The following is an 18561-nucleotide window of genomic DNA, read 5'->3' as shown; positions in this document are numbered from 1 at the left end:
GGGGGGAAATACGATGGAACTGGCGGAAATTGGAAAAAATATTTTAACAAACTGCATGAATGTCAAACCAGGAGAGAACGTACTGATAGTGACCGATGATGAGAAGTATGCCATTGGTCAGGCTTTGTATCAGGCAGCTAAACTTTTGAAAGCAGAAGCTATGTTAATGACCATGCCTGCTCGAGAGGTATCTGGTCAGGAACCACCCTCTGTAGTGGCAGCTGCCATGAAGGCGGCGGATGTGGTGATTTGCCCCATGAAAACATCGATTACGCATACACGCGCCAAAATTGAGGCAGCGGAAGCTGGAGCAAGGATTGCTACAATGCCGGGAATCACGGAGGAAATGTTTGCCATGGGTGCTATGACTGCAGATTACAGTCGTGTTATGGCACTTACAGAGCAAGTAACTGACTTGCTGACGAAGGCCAATACAGCCCGCATAGAGAAAGATGGACATGTTTTAACGCTGGATCTTCGGGGACGGCGTGGAGTATCTAGCTCTGGTGTCTATCGGGAAAAGGGGCAGGCGGGAAATCTTCCTTCCGGAGAGTCCTACATAGCTCCGATAGAGACAGGAGCAAATGGTACGATGGTAATTGATGGATCTATGGTTGGAATCGGTTTATTAGAACAGCCTTTGGAAGTGAAAGTGAAGGACGGGGTTCTTCAAAGCATCCAAGGAAAAGAAGCAGAGAAACTGGAGATTCTCTTGAGAAATAGGAACAATGCCACACTGTGTGAACTGGGCATTGGAACCAACTATGCGGCCAGACTGATCGGTGTTATTCTGGAGGATGAGAAAGCGTATCAGACTGTCCATATTGCTTTTGGTACTAATGTTGGATTTGGAGGAAATAATCAGGCAGATTGCCATATGGACGGAATTATTAAGAATCCTACATTATATTTGGATGACAAGCTAGTTATGTTAGATGGAGTTTTCCAGATTTAAGGAGAACTCCCAATTGCTGCTGGAGTACTTTCTTCATGAAATTATTTTCACGAAACAAGAGAGAAAGGACGTATAATATGAAAACATATAAAGTTGGTCTGATTCGGGTGCTGACCACAGAGGACGAGGAATTGCTGCAGCTGCATGGAAAGCTGATAGAATCGTATTTCCCTATGTTCCAGGTGGTGTCACGATGTATTCCGGATCAACCGGAGGGAATTCATGACGATGAAACATTCGCTGTAGGTGTACCTAAGGTGGTGAATCTTGCAGTGGAACTGTGGAAGGAAGGCTGTCAGGCTATTATTATCAGCTGTGCCGGTGACCCGGGAGTTCCGGAGGCAAGACAGGCCGTACCGATTCCGGTTATAGGAGCGGGATCCAGTACTGCAGCGTTGAGTCTGTTTTTTGGCAGTCATCCGGCTGTGTTGGGGATTACCGAAGATGTACCGTCAGGATATAAGCGGATATTCGGTGATCGGATTGTAGACAATGCAAAGGGAGCTGGGGTAGAAAATGTCCTGGATTTGATGACAGACAGAGGATATGAAGCCACCATGAAAGCAGCGGCTGCGCAGAAAGAGATGGGTGCCGATGTGATTGCCCTTAGCTGTACAGGAATGTCCAGTATCCGTATTGCTCCCTCCATCGAAAAGACAGTAGGAATTCCGGTTCTGGATCCTGTTTTGTGTGAGGGACTGCTGACATTGTTTGAGCTATTGAGAAGAGAAAATATGGAGGATTAGGAGTTAGAATTAGGAAGCTTCGTCTATACTAAAATATAGGCGGAGCTTTTTGTGTATAATGATTGTATCTTAAATGGAAGATCGATTATAATATAAATAGACAGAAAAACTGGCGGTTTATATAAATATTATGCTGGGTACACATACATTCCCAGCAGCTGCTGAACACAGTAAAAGGCAATGGAGGCACCGGATAACCATAGCTGCAACTGTGGTGCAGAAAGTGAATGAGTGAAATTATGAAACGAATTAACAATGTTATGCCAATTATTTCTGGACCCTGTTTTGGTTTTGCCGGAATTTTTGTACACGAATTACGGATCGTACTTGCTAAGCTTGTGCTTTCGGGTAAAAAGCAGGAAGTTGTGGAGGAATAGGATCATGTCAAAAGATGAGTATTTGATTACCGATGCGCCGCTGAAAGCGTTGACGGTTTTTGCAATGCCGATGATTCTCGGCAGTTTTTTTCAGCAGGTATACAATATGGCGGACTCCATTATCGTCGGCCAGTTTGTGGGTTCCTCCGCACTGGCGGCGGTTGGCGCCTGTGCAGCGCTGACGAATGTTTTCATTTGTGTGGCACTGGGGGCCGGTGCTGGTGCAGGTGTGCTTGTGAGCCGCTATTTCGGTGCCAAAGAGTATGGAAAAATGAAAACGATTGTGTCTACATCACTGATCAGCTTTTTGCTGCTGAGCATCATCCTTGGTGTCTTTGGCTTTTGTTTTTCCCATGCGATGATGAGCGGATTACAGACTCCTGCCGATATTCTGGAGGAAGCAGTGCTGTACCTGCGGGTCTATTTTGTGGGCTTTCCGTTTTTGTTCATGTACAATATTCTCTCTACTATGTTCACTTCCATCGGTGAATCAAAAATTCCGTTGGGACTGCTGATCTTTTCATCAATCCTGAATATTGTAATGGATCTTTGGATGGTAGCCGGTCTGGGACTTGGCGTGTTCGGTGCGGCGCTTGCAACTTTGATCGCACAGGGCATTTCGGCTGTGTTTTCACTTTTGATTTTCTTTTACCGGATGCGGCGGTATAAGAGTATCTTTGCCTGGTTTGAGGGACAGGAGCTGCGCTCGATGCTTCGGATTGCTGTTCCGTCGGTTCTTCAGCAGTCTACCGTATCCATCGGTATGATGATCGTACAGGCGGTGGTAAATCCTTTTGGCACACAGGCACTCGCCGGATACGCGGCAACGATGCGTGTGGAGAATGTTTTTTCCCTGATTTTTGTGTCCATCGGCAATGCGGTTTCCCCATTTGTTTCCCAGAATCTTGGCGCAAACAAAACCCAGCGCATCAAAAAAGGCTACCACGCAGCATTGGTGCTGGATGTGTGTTTTGCGGCGCTTGCTTTCCTTGTCATTGAAACGCTGCACACGCAGATTTCATCACTGTTCCTTGGAAAAGACGGAACCGCCCTGGCTTATCAGGTGTCGGGGGATTATATGAGATGGCTTGGTTACTTCTTTATTTTCATGGGAATTAAAATGGCGACCGATGGAGTCCTTCGCGGACTCGGAATCATGCGGCCATTCCTCGTTGCCAACATGGTAAATCTTGCGATCCGCCTGTCCGTGGCGTTGATCGGTGCACCGCGTTTTGGTATTAATTTTGTTTGGCTTGCCGTGCCGGCAGGATGGCTTGCCAACTTTCTGGTTTCCTATGCGGCACTGAGAAAATCCTGGCCGGCTGAGAAAGTGGAGCCGTCTCGATAAATTTGGATGTACGGAAACGAAATACATACGTTTGTCTTGTTTGATTTATGAATATCGATTTTGTTAAAAATATGTAATGATACCAGGGTCAAAAGGTCAGAAGTTCGACGCAAGCTTGCTTGCGGGAAAATTTTTGACCCCAACATCATGTAATTGCTTTAGGAGGAAAAAACGAATATAATAACATAAACTGACAGAAGGAGAAATTTGTGATGAAGAGACAGAAAGGTTTTACACTGGTTGAGCTTTTGATAGTGGTTGTTATTATTGGAATACTGGTATCAATTTCAATCCCGATTTTTACGGCACAGATGCACAAGGCAGAGGTGGCGGCAGACTGGGCGAATCTCAGGGCATATTATGCGGAAATACAGGCAGATTATATGTCTACCCAGCAACAGAATCCGAAAGTTAAAATTTCGGGTATAGATAAAGATTATGATTGGAATTCGGTGACTTTTTTAGATGGGCATAAGGCTGAGATGAAGGCTGGAATATGTGGAGTTTCTTTTGTTGAGAATAAAGGATATCAAATTGCGTATAATTGTAATAAAGGTCATGAAAAATGTTACTTAGGCTTAGGAGTGGAGTATACGAAACCGAAACAATGATATAGCTTGAGAATACATAAGGAATTTCCGGTTCTAATGCTGGACATCCACCCCAAAGTCAAGTATAATGAACTAGAACAGTTGTACGATTATAATAAACGGGTAATCAGAGCACAAGCGGACATCTGATTTCCCGTTTTTGTATTGCAATGTATCCGGAAGACAAACAGAAGGAGGTACCCTATCCGATGTCAAGAAAAAATCCGTTCGTCATGCCCATCCTCAAATGGGTAGGCGGCAAACGGCAGCTGCTGGACAGCATCAATCCGCTGATCCCGGAATGTTCGACCTATTATGAGCCGTTTATCGGGGGCGGTGCGGTGCTTTTTGGGAGACAGCCGAACAAGGCGGTGATCAATGACTCCAACGAAGAGCTGATCAATGTATACCGGATGATCAAGGAAGAGCCGGAAGCGTTGATTGCGGCGCTGAGCGCCCATAAGGAACAGAATTGCGAGGAGTATTATTATACGGTGCGGGCGTGGGATCGCGACAAGGAGACGTATCAGACGCGAACCAACGTCGAGCGGGCAGCGCGGATCATTTACCTGAACAAGACCTGCTACAACGGCCTGTTCCGCGTCAACAGCTCCGGCGAGTTCAATTCTCCGTGGGGCAGATATAAGAACCCGAATATCACGAACGAGGCGACGATCCATGCGCTGAATACGTATTTAAATAAAGCGAATATTACGATCAAATGCGGCGATTACCGCGAGGCGTTAAAGGGCATCCGGAAGGGCGCGTTCGTCTATTTTGACCCGCCTTATATGCCGATCAGCTCGTCGGCGTCATTCACGGGCTACACCGCGGGCGGCTTCGGGGAGGAAGAGCAGATCGCATTAAAAGAGCAGTGCGACATGTTGAATGCAAAGGGCATCAAGTTCCTGCTTTCCAATTCGTCCTGCGAATTTATCGAGGATTTATATAAAGATTACATCATCGACCACGTGGATGCCAAGCGCGCGATCAACGTGAAACCGGAGAAGCGCGGAGAGATTCAGGAAGTTCTGGTACGCAATTATGAGCTTGATTGATGATAAATGGAGAATTTTATTTGATAAATACCGAATTGAGCGGGAAATTGAGAAACATGGGCGGTTTTACATCACCGCCGACCAGATCCGCGAGGTCAAGGAACCGCGTCTGATGACGAAATTTGACACGCGGGAATCTCTGCCGCGGGTGTTTGGAAAGAAGATTTCGATTCTTCCGGTGTCGCGCGGCGGCTATGTGCTGGGCGAGTTTGACTTGTATCAGGATTTTCCGGAGATTCCGTCCGATATCAAGCGGGTGACGAGCGCGAAGATACCCGATTACTTTGAGTCGATCGACCTTCATGACATCCGCTCGGAAGCCAGCGCGATCAACGTTATGAGCATCACGGGGATTCTGGATGATTTTCTGGGCGAGGATCGCATGGTGCAGACGGTTTCGGGGCGGATGGGGTCTGGAAATTTTGAGTTTTATGTCAGCGACTATCAAAAATCAGAGCCGATTGAGAAAAAGCCGCTTATCCAGGTACATAATTCGCAGGTCGAGATCGACGGCGGATTTGAAAATGAGAATGTATTTACGCTGATCGAGGGAAAAAACGTCGTCCACAGCAATTTTCTGATCCGGCAGCTTTATTATCCGGCGAGACTCTGGGCGGAGAAGATACACAAGCCGATCCGTCCGGTGTTTATGGTGTATTCGAATAATATTTTCCGCCTTCTGGAATATGAATTTACGGACCTGCGCTACTACAATTCGCTGCGGCTGGTGCAGGAGCGAAATTACAGCTTAGAGGAAATCGAGATCACGCTGGATGATTTATACGATGTCTGGGCACGGACAAAGGTCAAGCCGGAACCGGCGGTTACCTTTATCCAGGCGGACAGCTTTTACAAGGTTATTTCACTGGTGGAACGGCTGAACGAGAATCCAATGACGGGCGGGGAGATCGCGCAGCTTTTTGGATTTAAGGAGCGACAGTCGGACTATTATTTCAACGCGTGCCGCTATCTGGGGCTGGCGGAGAAGCAGACGGATGAGGACGGCGTGAAAGTGCATATCACGGCGATAGGAAGACGGCTTTTGAAACTGCCGTATAGGGCGCGCCAGCTCGAATACGTCCGCCTGATTCTGGAACACCCGATTTTCCACGATTTATTTGAAGCTGCCCTTCAGATCGGAGATGTTCCGGACAAGGAGTATGTCGCAAAGAAAATGCGGGAATACCAGGTCTGCGGGGAGAATCTGATCGTGCGAAGGTCAAGTTCAGTGCGGGCATGGCTGTACTGGATTCTGACGCTGGTGAACGAAGGATAGGGAAATGGGAATTATTATATGTATCCGTTATCATGCTAAGGGGGTAATTTTGTCTCAGATGCGGCGGCGTCCGTGCATGTGATGCCTGACCGTTAGAAAAACAGACCATTTGGACAGAGAATAAAATATAGAAAGTTACAGGACAGCATATGGGCAGACAAGAGCAGACAAATCATCTTTTCAGCAATCGCGATCTGCGGATTCTTCTGGTTCCGCTGATCGTAGAGCAGATTTTAAACTCCCTGATGGGTACAGCGGACAGCATTATGGTCAGCAACGTGGGATCGGCGGCGATCTCGGCGGTTTCGTTGGTTGACTCCATCAATATTTTAGTGATACAGGCATTCTATGCGCTGGCGGCAGGCGGCACGATCGTCTGCTCCCAGTACATCGGACAGAAAGATAAGAAAAATGCGGAGGAATCCGCGAGACAGTTATCTTTTGTGGTGGCGTGCATCTCGTCGGCGGTCATGGCAGTCTGCCTTCTGACACGCGGACCGCTGCTGCGGCTGATTTTCGGCAGCGTCGAGGCGGATGTCATGGAGGCAGCGCAGATCTATTTCTTCTACACGGTGCTTTCGTTCCCATTTATCGCCCTCTATGATGCCGGTTCCTCGATCTACCGGGCGCAGGGAAATACAAGGCTTCCGATGACGATCGCGGTCGTCTCTAACGGGTTAAATATCGCCGGAAATGCGGTGCTTATCTGGGGCTTCCATCTTGGAGTTGCCGGTGCGGCGATTGCCACGCTTGGTTCCCGCGTTATCTCGGCAGTGGTGGTGTTCGCTTTTTTGCACAATTCCAGCCAGGAAATTGCGGTGCGTGACTATCTGCATATCCGTCCGGACGGACGCCGGATTATGCGGATTCTCTCATTGGGAATCCCAAACGGTATCGAAAATGCGATGTTCCAGTTTGGAAAGCTTGCGATTCAGTCAACCGTCTCGACCCTCGGGACGATCGCGATCGCAGCCCAGGCGATGACGAATATTCTGGAAAACTTAAACGGCATCGCGGCGATCGGTATCGGAATCGGCATGATGACGGTGGTCGGACAGTGTCTCGGCGCGGGGCGCAAGGATGAGGCGCTCTATTATATCAAAAAATTGACGGCAGTGGCGGAGATCGTCATCATCGCAAGCTGTGCGCTCGTATTTCTGGCGACGAAACCGGTCACGATTCTGGGCGGCATGGAGCCGGAGAGTGCGAAGATGTGTCTCTACATGGTCGGATGGATCACGGTGGTAAAGCCGATCGTCTGGACGCTCGCATTTATTCCGGCATATGGAATGCGGGCTGCCGGGGATGTGAGGTTTTCGATGATTCTCTCCTGCATCAGTATGTGGGCGTTCCGGGTGACGCTGTGCATTTATCTCTGCCGCGTCCACGGCTTCGGACCGATCGCGGTGTGGATCGGCATGTTTACAGACTGGACGATCCGGGGCATCGTATTCACATTCCGCTTTATGGGCCGGAGATGGCTCGCGCATAAAGTTGTGTAAAAAACAGAGGGAGCAAAATGAAAATGGAGTTACAAATACTGGATTGGATTCAGCAGATGCGGACACCGGTGGGCGATGTCTGGATGGTGTTTATTTCGCGGCTTGGAAATGCAGGAATGATTTGGATTCTGTTTACATGCCTGCTGCTTATGATTCCGCGGACGAGAAGATGGGGAGCTGCGCTGGCGGCAGCGCTCTGTCTGGATGCGATCATCTGCAATATCTTACTAAAGCCTATGGTTTGCCGGATCCGTCCGTGCGATGTGAATCAGACAGTTCAGCTGATCATTGCCCGCCCGGCGGACTATTCCTTCCCGTCGGGACATACGGCAGCTTCGTTTGCTGCGGTCGCGGCTCTGTACTTTGCCGGGGCGAAAAAATGGTGGAAAATCACGCTGCCTCTGGCGATCCTGATGGCGTTTTCAAGAATGTATTTATATGTGCATTACCCGACCGATGTTTTGGGCGGCATGATTGTGGGATGCGCGGCGGGGTATTTTGGAAACCGGCTGGCGGCGCATCTGATACGGTCCTGGAGACGGAAGATGAAAAAACCAGAGGACAGAAAAAATAGATAATTTTATGTAAGAGATGCCAGAAGTTACTGTTCACGCATACGTGTACAGTAATGCCAGAACACCTGTAATTGCCCCGTTTTTCTCTTGATATCCTTTATTTCCGATGGTATAATCTATAATCGAAATAATTTCTTTTATGATAGAAAAGGGATGATTATGATGGGGTTAGACCAGAATCAGTAATTTTATTCATTGTTAAAAGGTACGGCGTGATCTATCGACTCCAAAGCTTAGGATGATAGGAACTGCGTTTTTTGATGATGAGGTACCTGGAACGAGATCAGGGATAGCGTGATGGAGGAGAAAGACATGTTAAATTACAAGAAATATAAGAGAGTTCCGGTGGTAGATTACCCGGAGCGTGAGTGGCCGAATAAAGAGATTGAGAAAGCGCCGATCTGGTGCAGCGTTGACCTGCGCGACGGCAACCAGGCACTGGTTGAGCCGATGGTCGTAGAGGAGAAGATCGAGATGTTCAACCTCCTGGTAAAACTTGGATTTAAAGAGATCGAGATTGGCTTCCCGGCAGCTTCCCAGATTGAGTACGATTTTCTGCGCCAGTTAGTAGAGCGCAAGCTTATCCCGGACGACGTAGTTGTACAGGTTCTGACCCAGTGCCGCGAGCACCTGATCAAGAGAACCTTTGATGCCATCCAGGGTATTCCGAAGGCGATCGTACATATTTACAATTCAACTTCTACCTTACAGCGTGAGGTTGTATTCCATGCAGACCGCGAGGAAGTAAAGCAGATCGCGATCGATGGTACCCGCATGGTAAAGAAATATATGAAAGATTACGACGGAAAAGTAATCCTTGAGTACTCTCCGGAGAGCTTTACCGGAACCGAGCTTGATTTCGCATTGGATATCTGCACCGCTGTACAGGAAGAGTGGGGCGCTACACCGGACAATAAGATCATCATCAACCTTCCGGCAACGGTTGAGATGACGACTCCGAACGTATATGCAGACCAGATCGAGTGGATGAACAGGCATTTTAAGAACCGTGACAGCATTATTTTAAGTATCCATCCGCACAATGACCGTGGTACCGGCATTGCAGCGACCGAACTGGCGCTCTTAGCAGGTGCAGACCGTGTCGAGGGTACACTGCTTGGAAACGGCGAGCGTACTGGTAATATCGATGTATTAAATATCGCTTACAATATGTTCTCCCAGGGTATCAACCCGGAGTTAAATCTGGAAAATGTAAAGGAGATCACCGAGGTTTGTGAGCGCTGCACAAAGATGACCGTTGACCCGAGACATCCGTATGCAGGCAAGCTGGTATTTACCGCATTTTCCGGTTCCCATCAGGATGCGATCAGCAAGGGTATGCAGGCGCTTCAGAAGAGAACCGATGGCATCTGGGAGGTTCCGTACCTGCCGATCGATCCGAGTGATATCGGACGCGAGTACGAGCCGGTTGTCCGCATCAACAGCCAGTCCGGCAAGGGCGGCGTAGCCTTCGTCATGGATTCCTTCTACGGATTCCGTCTTCCGAAGGGAATGCACAAAGAGTTTGCTGACATTATCCAGAAGATTGCAGAGAAGCAGGGCGAGGTAGCTCCGGAGCAGATCATGGACGAGTTCCGTGCAAACTACCTGGACAGAAAAGAGCCGATGCACTTCAAAAAATGCCAGATCACAGACAAGGAGTACGAGGGCGGCGCATTCGCAACCGTTGCAACTCTTACCTTTACCGCTCATGACACCGAGCGCACCGTTGAGGGCGTAGGTAACGGACCGATCGATGCGGTACAGAGAGCGATCGAGGAGGCACTTGGCATCGAGATCCGTGTTCTGGACTACAACGAGCATGCACTTCGTTCCGGTTCCGGCGCACAGGCAGCGTCCTACATCCATCTGATGGATGTAAAGAGCGGCCGGGCACCTACGGTGTCGGCATCAGCTCCAACATTACGAGAGCATCTATCCGCGGTATCTTCAGTGCGGTAAACAGATTGTTCTACTAAAAAATAAAATGAATCAATTCAGAGTGACTGCTTGTGTGTGGACAGTCGCTGGTTTGGGCGGTATGCAGAAATGTGTGCCGCTCTTTTTCTGCCTGCCCATCTTTTTTAAAACAGGTTTCACCGGATACTCCGCATTCCAATATTGACAAGAACAAAATTCCGGTGTTACGATATAGAAAACTGAAAAACTGCGTGAAATGACGATATTCGACTGAAAATTTCATGCTTATGAAAAAGAGAAAGGAAGTCCGTGAAAATGATTCTAAGGGCGAAGTATTTAATTACCGGAGATGGCAGAACCTGTTTGCAGGATCAGGCGGTGTATCTGGATAAAGAGGGAAAAATCGGCTGGATAGGAGACGCTGCGGAAGCGGCGGGGCGCTACCCGGAAGAGATGGTAAAGGATTACGGCGAGGCGACGATCCTGCCGGGACTGTTTGATATGCATGTGCATTTCGGCTACTACTACAGCCAGCCGGATCTGGATAATTATGACGATTATATGGTGGCATACTATGCGCTGGAGCAGGCGAAACAGTCGCTGCGGCTCGGCATCACGACGGTGCGCGATCTGTCCTGCCCGCCCAATCTGATGAAGCAGCTGCGCCTGGCAGGCCAGAAGGGATATGTGACGGTCCCGCGGATCATCCATGCGGACGCAGGTATCTGCATGACCGGCGGCCACGGACATCAGGATGGGGTCGAGGAGGCGGACAGCCCGTGGGGCGTGCGCGCCGCTATCCGAAGACAGCTGCGTGCGGGAGCTGACTGGGTCAAGATCCTGACGAGCAACCGCGGCGATATCCCGGAATTTACGCAGGAAGAGCTGGATGCAGCGGTCGATGAGGCGCACCGCCAGGGGGTGAAGATCGCGGTTCATTCGGGTACACAGCCGTCGATTCAGATGTGTATTGACGCGGGATTTGACACGATCGAGCACGGAACCTTTTTAACAGAGGCGCAGGCGCGCCAGATGGCAGAAAAAGGAATCGCGTGGACGCCGACGATCACGGCGTACACGTATTTGTATGAGCAGACGAAGCAGATGATCGAGGCGGGTGTGGACATGGACAACCCGATCGCCGCCAGAGCCGTTCACGATCAGGCATTTTTCAAACCGGCGTTTGAGGCATACCGGGATAATTTTAAAAAGCTCTATGACACAGGGGTTACGGTGCTGGCAGGCAGCGATATGGTGCTTTACAAGGCACCGCCGCTTCCGATTCATCAGGAACTCGGCTATATGGTAGACTATGGAATCACGCCGATGGAGGCGATCCGCACGGCAACCTACAACGCGGCAAGCGTGCTTGGTATTGAGAACGAGACAGGCAGCCTGAAAGAAGGATTGGCTGGCGATTTGCTGATTGTAAAGGGTGATGTCTCAAAGAATATTCGTGCGCTGGATGATGTGCAGGAAGTGTATCTGGCAGGAGAAATAGTGTATACGGCGTAAAAGGTATGAAAAAGCTGTCTTTTTCAGAAATGCAGGAGTTTTTGTTTCCTGAGATGGGAAAACCAAAAAGAAAATAAAAACATCTTGAAATTCTAAAAGAGACAGCTTTTATTATGTTTCTATACCGCGCAGACTATTTAAAATACGACTTCATTCCCATGAACAAACGGATTCGGCGTGTGTACGGTCAGAATCTTAACGACACGGTTTGTGTTGTTGACCCAGTCATGCGGGGTCTGGGAGTGGATCTGGATGCTGTCGCCCGGATTCAGGCAGTATTCGCTGCCGTCCAGATATACGGTCAGGATACCCTCCAGAACGTAGATAAATTCTTCACCGTCGTGCTGATTCATCTCAAGCTGGTTTTCAGAGCTTGTGGTGGCAGACGGCATCAGGTGGAAGATACGCGGAAGACAGGCAAATCCCTGTGCATTTCCATTGACCAGGTACTGTACGATCTGGGGGTTGATCTGGGAACAGTGCATGGCAAAACTCCGGCTGACCGGGGATTTCTCCTGATCGGCGGAGGAGTCAAAGAACGAAGACAGACTGACTCCGAGGATCGTAGCAAGCTTTGCCAGAGAGTCGATTGCGATCGAAGAGAGACCGCGCTCCAACTGGGAAAGAAAGCCGATGGACAGACCGGACTCTTCGCTGAGCTGTTTCAGTGTGTATTTTTTTGCGGTACGGAAGGCTTTCACCTTGGCACCGATGGTAACATTATGATCCATAGATATATCCCCCTTGCGGCATCATTCTTTAATATAATATATCCACTATACAGGATTTTCGGTGGAACGTCAACCAAAGGGGGAGTTTTGGCGGGCAAATTTAATTCAAAATGGAACGTTTTTTTTTGAAAAGGCTGAAATGGGCGGCAGATTTGGAGAAGTGAACCAGTGAGCGGATAGAAGGGGGAGAAAATGGGATAGAGAAAACGGATGGACAGAAAATAAAAACAGGGGGAGAAACAGAATGAAGGAAATAGTACGCGCTTCGATCGAGGATTGTTCCCAGATCGAGCGCTTCCGTTTGGTGACCCGTCTGGGAAATGCGATTCTTTCCAACGGCGGGGAGGTATTCCGGGCGGAGCAGGCGATGGAGTATGCGGCGCGGGCGCTGCGTCTTGAAGCATTTAATGCGTATGTGATTGCGAATGGAATTTTTTCAAATGTGGTGATTGACGGGCGGTTTTATTCCAGCCGCATCTGTTATGTGCCGCTGGCACCTACGATTCTATGCCGGGTGGATGCCTTAAATGATCTGTCGAGAAAGATTGCGGCGGGTAAATGCGGTCCTTATGAGATGCGGATGCGCCTTGAGCAGATTGAACACATGAAAGTGCTCGAAAATCGGGGAAAGGTTCTGGCGGCAGGAATTGGAAGCGCTGGATTTTGTTACCTGTTCCAGGGCAGCCTGCGCGATACGGCGGCGGCATTTGTGGCGGGAGTGCTGCTGTATTTGTTCCTTTTATACGCAGCTCCGCGCTTTTCTTCGTCCCGGATGATGCAGACGATCATGACGAGCAGCGTGCTTGCATTGTGCTGTTGTTTGCTGTGCTGGATCGGGCTGGGAGAAAGCCTGGATCATGTCATGATCGGAGCTGTGTTCACGCTGGCGCCGGGTGTGCCGCTGACCAATTCGATCCGGAATTTTTTGGAAAATGATTATTTATCCGGTCTGATCCGTTTTGTAGACGCCTTTTTGACGGCGGGCTGTATTGCGATCGGAGTTGGTGTGGCACTGCGGTTCTGGATGTTTGCGATGGGAGGTATGCTCTGATGGAAATGGCAGGGGAAATTCTGGGGCAGCTTCTGGCGGCCTGTGTCGGAACTGCCGCCTTTTCGGCGCTGTTTGGAGTCCCGAAGAAGTATTGGCTGGACTGTGGTATCTGCGGGGCAGTCGGCTGGGGCGTGTATCTGGTGGTCATGGCAGCTTATCAGACGCCGATCATCGGGATCTTCGCGGCGAGCGCGGTTTTGACGATGCTGTCGCGCTGTCTGGCGATACAGCGGAAAGCGCCGACGATCCTCTTTCTGGTATGCGGCATCTTCCCGCTTGTGCCTGGAGCGGCGATCTACTATACCGCCTACAACTTCTTCATGGGGCAGGAAGCGCTGGCGCTCCAGTATGGCATGGATACAATCAAGATGGCGATCGCAATCGGGCTGGGGATCGGAGCGGCATATTCGCTTCCGGGACATCTGTTTGGATGGAAGCGGGAGATAGAGGTGTGGGAACCTGGGAAAGAAGGTAAAAAGTAGCCGCGGTTTACTTTTCCTTTAAAATATAGTAGAATACCCTCGTACTATTAAGGAAAATATGATCAGCTGCGGCAGGAGTGGGGTATTCTGCGGGCTTGGTGGAGGGGACAGACATCGATATGGACAGTAAATTTTATGAGCCAGAAGTTCTGAAACAGCTGCAGGGAGAGATTTTGTCGATTCTGGATGATTTTATCCGGATCTGTGAAGACTATCATCTGGAATATTTCGGGATAGCCGGAACGGGAATCGGTGCGCTGCGGCACAAGGGATTTATTCCCTGGGACGACGATATCGATATTGCGATGCCGCGGCGGGATTTTGAGCACCTGCTCCGGATCGTGGAAAAGAAGATGAGCGACCGGTATCTGGTTCTCAATGCGGAGCGATATCCCAATTATCCGCTGATGACGACCCGTCTGGTGAAGAAGGGGACGGTGTTTGTCGAGGAGGTTATGAAGGATGTGGACTGTCCGTTTGGTATCTTTCTGGATCTGTATGTGCTTGACAATGTGGCGGACAACCCGGTTCTATACCAGATTCAGTCGTGGACGGCATGGTTCTGGAGTAAGCTGATGATTCTGCGGGCGATTCCGCGTCCGACGCTGCAGCAGCGGGGCATCAAGGCGAAGCTTATCTGGGCGGTCTGCGGGATGGTCTACAAGGCGATGAAGCTGCTCCATATCTCGCCTCAGTGGCTGCGGATGCGCTGTGAGCGGGTCTGCCGCAAATACAATAAATACCGGACACGCCGGATGGCATTTCTGCCGGACACAAGCCCATACTGGAATGTCGTGGACCGGACACGCTGTTATCCGCTCCGGAAGCTGGAATTTGAGGGCAGACGCATGAATTTTCCGGGAAATATCGAGGAAATGCTGACAAATATGTACGGCGATTTCATGCAGCTTCCGCCGGTTGAGATGCGCAAAACACACACACCGAGCCGGCTGGAATTTTCAAAGGAAGAGATACTGTAGTGATAAAATATTTAGCGAACGCCCTGATTGGTGGAGACGGGCAGATTGAAAAACGAAATATGAGCTGGAATATGATAGGGAGCTTTCTCTATGCGCTGGCGTCCATGGTGCTGACGATCGCGGTCATCCAGATTGTCGGCGAGGATGAGGGCGGTATCTTCTCCTTTGCGTATTCTACATTTGGTCAGCATATGTTTATGGTGGCCTATTTTGGCATCCGCCCGTTCCAGATCACGGATACGAGGCGGCGGTTTACGTTTGGCGAATATCTGCGGCTGCGCCTGATGACCTGTGGTGCGGCGCTGGTGGCCGGGCTTTTTTATGTGACGGTGATCAACCGGGACTATGCCTTTGTCAAGGCGGCGACGGTATTTTTGATGGTAGCGTACAAGGTGATCGACGGTTTCGCGGACGCTTATGAGGCAGAATTTCAGCGTGACGGACGCCTGTATCTGACGGGCAAATCAAACGCATTCCGGACGGTTTTATCAGTCGGTGTCTTTTTGGGCTGTTTGAATGCGACCCATAACCTGGTCGGCTCCTGCCTGGCGGCAGTACTGGCGCAGCTGGCGGGCGTGTGCCTGTTTGATTTTTCGGTAATCGGTCATCTGCCGCAGGTGGACTGGGAAGTCCGCTCCGGACGTGTCGGGCTGTTGTTTAAAGAAAATGTAGTCCTGTTTTTATCGGTTATCCTGGATTTTTATATTTTTTCTGCCGCGAAATATGCGATCGAGGGCAATATGGCGGACAAGTATCAGGCGGTATTCGGTGCGATCTTCATGCCGACCAGCGTCATCAATCTGGTGGCAGGCTTCGTCATCCGCCCGTATATCACGAAACTCTCGGAACAGTGGGAGCGGAATGCGCTCCCGGAATTTGCCGGGACGATAGGCCGGCTGGCGGCAATCATCGCGGCGCTTACGGTGCTGGCAGTCGGGGGTGCCTGGATTCTCGGAATTCCGGTTCTCTCAATATTATATCCGAAAATTGCGTACATGCTGCGGGAATGCCGTCTGGCGCTGGTGTTTATCATTCTAGGCGGCGCGTTCAATGCGTATGTGAATCTGTTTTATTATGCACTCATCATTATGCAGGAGCAGAAACGTATTTTTCTGGGTTATGTCGGTGTGACGGCAGCGGCGCTCCTTATTTCTTCGCCCTGCGTACGCGCGGCAGGACTGCTGGGCGGATCGCTTTCGTATCTGCTTTTGATGGCGGCACTGACTGCCTGCTTTGGACTGACGTCGCTTGTGATGTACCGGAGACGGGCACGTGGGATATAGAACTTGTTTAGAATGTACTCTCGGAGTCTTTCTGCACTTGCTTTTGTGGCTGATTTTCCGCCAGCCGCACCCGAATTTCATCAACGTACGCACCGCGTACGCCTCAGAAATTTGGGCACAACTGACAAAAAATCATCTCACAAAATCGAGCACAGAAAGATTTCGAGAGTACATTAGATAGATTTGGAGGAAATGTATGATTAATTTTGCGGTAGGACCGGTTCAGATGGACGAGGAAATCCGGGCGATCGGGGCGGAAGAAGTACCATATTTCCGCACGCCGGAATTTTCTGCAATTATGAAGGAAAATGAGCGCCTGATGAAGCAGTTCACCGGGGCGCCTGAGGATGCACGGGCGGTTTTTCTGACAGGTTCGGGCACGGCGGCGATGGAAGCGGCAGTCATGAACCTTTTTACAGAGCGCGACCGCGTGCTGGTCGTAAACGGCGGCAGTTTTGGCGCGCGGTTTGCGAAAATTTGTGATATCCATGAAGTTCCTCACGAGGAGATCCGGCTGGAGAGCGGACGGGCGCTTCGGGCAGAAGACCTGGCGCCGTATGAGGGAAAAGAATTTACCGGATTTTTAGTCAATGTCCATGAGACTTCCACGGGCGTTCTCTATGATATGGAGCTGATTTCTGACTTTTGCAGACGAAACCAGCTGATTCTGGCGGTTGACGCGGTCAGCTCGTTTCTTGCCGATCCATTTAGGATGGAAAGATGGGGAGTTGATCTGGTGCTGACCGGCTCGCAGAAAGCACTGGCACTTCCGCCGGGACTCTCGATTCTGGTGCTGGGGGCGCGTGCGATCGCGAGAGTGCAGGAGACGGCGGTCCGTTCGATGTATTTTGATCTGCGCGACTATCTGAAAAATGGCGAGCGGGGGCAGACACCGTTTACACCAGCGGTCGGAGTGCTTTTACAGCTTCATAAACGGCTGACAATGATCGAGGAAAAAGGGCTTGCGACAGAACAGGCGCGGATCCGCTGTCAGGCGGAAGATTTCCGAAGCAAAATTAAAGATCTGCCGTTTGAGATTGTTTCCAATTCTCTCTCGGCTGCATTGACGCCGCTTCACCCGACGGGTGTGGATAAAGATGGAAAACCGGTCTCGGCGCATCGGATTTTTGAGATTTTGAAGGATGAATACGGCATCTGGATCTGTCCGAACGGCGGCGCGCTTGCCGACACGGTGTTCCGCGTCGGTCATATCGGCGCATTGACGCCGGAAGACAATGACAGCCTGATTGCGGCGTGGAAAGATATGCAAAGGAGGGGGCTTCTGTGAAAGTATTGATTCTGGCAGCGGGACGGGGAACCCGGATCTCACGTTATCTGTCGGGAAAACCAAAATGTACGGTGGATATCGGCGGCGGACAGTGCCTGATCGAGTACACGATCGACCTGCTTCATTCCCGCGGTATCCAGGACATCGGTATCGTGCTGGGCTATGAGGCGCAGGTGATCCGCGAGGTTTTGGCAGATAAGGGAGTATCCTTTTTTTACAACCCGTTTTACGATGTGACAAACAGCATTGCGTCTGCATGGTTTGCGAAGGAGTTCTTGATGGGGGACGATCTGCTGATCATGAACGGCGACGTATATCTGGAGGAAAAATTGCTTGACCGGATCCTCGCGCAGGGCAGGAGCCCGGTGATGTTTGCGGACGAGAGCCGCCGGGAGACAGCGGATTATAAGTTCTTCTATGAAGATGGAATTTTGAAAAAATATGGAAAAGAGCTGACCGGGGATGATGTGACGGGCGAGTACATCGGAATCGGACGGTTTTCAGCGGCATTTATGCCGGAATTTATCTGCCGGATGGAGGAGATGATCGACCGCCAGGAGCACGGCGTCTGGTGGGAAAATGTTGTTTACAGCATGACCGGGCAGCAGCCGGTCTATGTCGAGGACGTCAGCGGGCATTTCTGGGCGGAGGTTGATTATATTGAGGATTATGAGCGCATCCTGGAACATAGAGGTGTGGAGAAGATAGTGCGCTAGATTTGATTTGAAGCGTGGAACAGGCGAGACTTTGTGGCGCTTGGAACGGATGAAGTGAATTGAATTGTTTCGAACGTGATGGATTATGATGGATTTGCTTGTTGCTTACGGACAGATTTTTGAAACTGAAAGTGCTGTATAATGACGGAATTGCAGTGGATTTTGCCG

At 50.1% G+C, this 18561-nt stretch carries 17 protein-coding genes and 1 pseudogene; 17 read left to right on the top strand and 1 reads right to left on the bottom strand.

Annotation, left to right across the window (positions count from 1 at the left end):
• Positions 1–13: 13 nt before the first annotated feature.
• From DWZ16_RS01770 to DWZ16_RS01725, 11 genes and pseudogenes are all read left to right on the top strand, one after another.
• Positions 14–955: an aminopeptidase gene (locus DWZ16_RS01770; RefSeq protein WP_118522191.1), complete on the top strand. Its 942-nt coding sequence runs from the start codon at positions 14–16 to the stop codon at positions 953–955.
• A 77-nt stretch (positions 956–1032) separates the two neighbouring features.
• A complete protein-coding gene (locus DWZ16_RS01765) occupies positions 1033–1701 on the top strand; it encodes an aspartate/glutamate racemase family protein (RefSeq protein WP_118522253.1) in 669 nt (222 codons plus the stop codon).
• A gap of 239 nt (positions 1702–1940) precedes the next feature.
• Positions 1941–2078 carry a hypothetical protein gene (locus DWZ16_RS15370; RefSeq protein ID WP_181357196.1) on the top strand — a complete coding sequence of 46 codons (138 nt, stop codon included), beginning with the start codon at positions 1941–1943 and terminating at the stop codon, positions 2076–2078.
• A 4-nt stretch (positions 2079–2082) separates the two neighbouring features.
• Positions 2083–3426: an MATE family efflux transporter gene (locus tag DWZ16_RS01760; RefSeq protein ID WP_118471470.1), complete on the top strand. Its 1344-nt coding sequence runs from the start codon at positions 2083–2085 to the stop codon at positions 3424–3426.
• A gap of 212 nt (positions 3427–3638) precedes the next feature.
• Complete coding sequence (locus DWZ16_RS01755; RefSeq protein ID WP_118493353.1) at positions 3639–4037, top strand: prepilin-type N-terminal cleavage/methylation domain-containing protein; 399 nt, start codon at positions 3639–3641, stop codon at positions 4035–4037.
• Between the two features lie 188 nt (positions 4038–4225).
• Positions 4226–5074, top strand: a complete 849-nt coding sequence (locus tag DWZ16_RS01750; protein WP_118522190.1) for a DNA adenine methylase — start codon at positions 4226–4228, stop codon at positions 5072–5074.
• Entirely contained in the window at positions 5061–6350 is a 1290-nt protein-coding gene (locus DWZ16_RS01745) for a type II restriction enzyme (RefSeq protein ID WP_118522189.1), read from the top strand. Before DWZ16_RS01750 ends, DWZ16_RS01745 begins: the two co-directional genes overlap by 14 nt.
• A 149-nt stretch (positions 6351–6499) precedes the next feature.
• Complete coding sequence (locus DWZ16_RS01740; RefSeq protein WP_118522188.1) at positions 6500–7852, top strand: MATE family efflux transporter; 1353 nt, start codon at positions 6500–6502, stop codon at positions 7850–7852.
• Between the two features lie 23 nt (positions 7853–7875).
• Positions 7876–8430, top strand: coding sequence for a phosphatase PAP2 family protein (locus DWZ16_RS01735; protein WP_412694266.1), 555 nt, complete (start codon positions 7876–7878; stop codon positions 8428–8430).
• 309 nt (positions 8431–8739) lie between these two features.
• Positions 8740–10406, top strand: a pseudogene (leuA, locus tag DWZ16_RS01730) (2-isopropylmalate synthase).
• A gap of 256 nt (positions 10407–10662) precedes the next feature.
• Positions 10663–11862: an amidohydrolase family protein gene (locus DWZ16_RS01725; protein ID WP_118522186.1), complete on the top strand. Its 1200-nt coding sequence runs from the start codon at positions 10663–10665 to the stop codon at positions 11860–11862.
• 137 nt (positions 11863–11999) lie between these two features.
• Here DWZ16_RS01725 and DWZ16_RS01720 read toward each other — a convergent pair whose 3' ends face one another.
• On the bottom strand, positions 12000–12593 hold the full coding sequence (locus tag DWZ16_RS01720) for a cupin domain-containing protein (RefSeq protein WP_022360036.1): 594 nt from the start codon (positions 12591–12593) through the stop codon (positions 12000–12002).
• A gap of 244 nt (positions 12594–12837) precedes the next feature.
• Here DWZ16_RS01720 and DWZ16_RS01715 point away from each other — a divergent pair, with 244 nt between their 5' ends.
• From DWZ16_RS01715 to DWZ16_RS01685, 6 genes are all read left to right on the top strand, one after another.
• Positions 12838–13644 (top strand): threonine/serine exporter family protein, encoded by an 807-nt coding sequence (locus tag DWZ16_RS01715; protein WP_022360037.1) that lies wholly within the window; start codon positions 12838–12840, stop codon positions 13642–13644.
• Positions 13644–14126: a threonine/serine exporter family protein gene (locus DWZ16_RS01710; RefSeq protein ID WP_243021884.1), complete on the top strand. Its 483-nt coding sequence runs from the start codon at positions 13644–13646 to the stop codon at positions 14124–14126. The genes DWZ16_RS01715 and DWZ16_RS01710 overlap by 1 nt, the downstream gene beginning before the upstream one ends.
• 119 nt (positions 14127–14245) lie before the next feature.
• Positions 14246–15106 (top strand): LicD family protein, encoded by an 861-nt coding sequence (locus DWZ16_RS01705; RefSeq protein ID WP_118522185.1) that lies wholly within the window; start codon positions 14246–14248, stop codon positions 15104–15106.
• A complete protein-coding gene (locus DWZ16_RS01700) occupies positions 15106–16389 on the top strand; it encodes a lipopolysaccharide biosynthesis protein (RefSeq protein WP_337377321.1) in 1284 nt (427 codons plus the stop codon). The genes DWZ16_RS01705 and DWZ16_RS01700 overlap by 1 nt, the downstream gene beginning before the upstream one ends.
• Positions 16390–16585: 196 nt before the next feature.
• The gene (locus DWZ16_RS01690; RefSeq protein WP_118522183.1) at positions 16586–17677 is read left to right on the top strand and encodes a pyridoxal-phosphate-dependent aminotransferase family protein; all 1092 of its coding nucleotides are present in this window, start codon (positions 16586–16588) and stop codon (positions 17675–17677) included.
• Positions 17674–18393: an NTP transferase domain-containing protein gene (locus DWZ16_RS01685; protein WP_118469213.1), complete on the top strand. Its 720-nt coding sequence runs from the start codon at positions 17674–17676 to the stop codon at positions 18391–18393. The genes DWZ16_RS01690 and DWZ16_RS01685 overlap by 4 nt, the downstream gene beginning before the upstream one ends.
• Positions 18394–18561: the final 168 nt, after the last annotated feature.

Origin of the sequence: Clostridium sp. AF29-8BH (assembly GCF_003478145.1) — a bacterium.
Lineage (GTDB): Bacteria > Bacillota > Clostridia > Lachnospirales > Lachnospiraceae > Otoolea > Otoolea fessa.
The sequence above is the reverse complement of the archived record's forward strand: the minus strand, read 5'-3'. Positions and strand labels throughout refer to the sequence as shown.

What these genes read in the sequence shown, in the direction of transcription:
- DWZ16_RS01735 (WP_412694266.1), top strand. Translation starts at nt 7,876, where the DNA reads ATGGAGTTACAAATACTGGATTGGATTCAGCAGATGCGGACACCGGTG.
- DWZ16_RS01715 (WP_022360037.1), top strand. Translation starts at nt 12,838, where the DNA reads ATGAAGGAAATAGTACGCGCTTCGATCGAGGATTGTTCCCAGATCGAG.
- DWZ16_RS01740 (WP_118522188.1), top strand. Translation starts at nt 6,500, where the DNA reads ATGGGCAGACAAGAGCAGACAAATCATCTTTTCAGCAATCGCGATCTG.
- DWZ16_RS01770 (WP_118522191.1), top strand. Translation starts at nt 14, where the DNA reads ATGGAACTGGCGGAAATTGGAAAAAATATTTTAACAAACTGCATGAAT.
- DWZ16_RS01690 (WP_118522183.1), top strand. Translation starts at nt 16,586, where the DNA reads ATGATTAATTTTGCGGTAGGACCGGTTCAGATGGACGAGGAAATCCGG.
- DWZ16_RS01725 (WP_118522186.1), top strand. Translation starts at nt 10,663, where the DNA reads ATGATTCTAAGGGCGAAGTATTTAATTACCGGAGATGGCAGAACCTGT.
- DWZ16_RS01745 (WP_118522189.1), top strand. Translation starts at nt 5,061, where the DNA reads ATGAGCTTGATTGATGATAAATGGAGAATTTTATTTGATAAATACCGA.
- DWZ16_RS01760 (WP_118471470.1), top strand. Translation starts at nt 2,083, where the DNA reads ATGTCAAAAGATGAGTATTTGATTACCGATGCGCCGCTGAAAGCGTTG.
- DWZ16_RS01755 (WP_118493353.1), top strand. Translation starts at nt 3,639, where the DNA reads ATGAAGAGACAGAAAGGTTTTACACTGGTTGAGCTTTTGATAGTGGTT.
- DWZ16_RS01765 (WP_118522253.1), top strand. Translation starts at nt 1,033, where the DNA reads ATGAAAACATATAAAGTTGGTCTGATTCGGGTGCTGACCACAGAGGAC.
- DWZ16_RS01705 (WP_118522185.1), top strand. Translation starts at nt 14,246, where the DNA reads ATGGACAGTAAATTTTATGAGCCAGAAGTTCTGAAACAGCTGCAGGGA.
- DWZ16_RS01710 (WP_243021884.1), top strand. Translation starts at nt 13,644, where the DNA reads ATGGAAATGGCAGGGGAAATTCTGGGGCAGCTTCTGGCGGCCTGTGTC.
- DWZ16_RS01750 (WP_118522190.1), top strand. Translation starts at nt 4,226, where the DNA reads ATGTCAAGAAAAAATCCGTTCGTCATGCCCATCCTCAAATGGGTAGGC.
- DWZ16_RS01720 (WP_022360036.1), bottom strand. Translation starts at nt 12,593, where the DNA reads ATGGATCATAATGTTACCATCGGTGCCAAGGTGAAAGCCTTCCGTACC.
- DWZ16_RS15370 (WP_181357196.1), top strand. Translation starts at nt 1,941, where the DNA reads ATGAAACGAATTAACAATGTTATGCCAATTATTTCTGGACCCTGTTTT.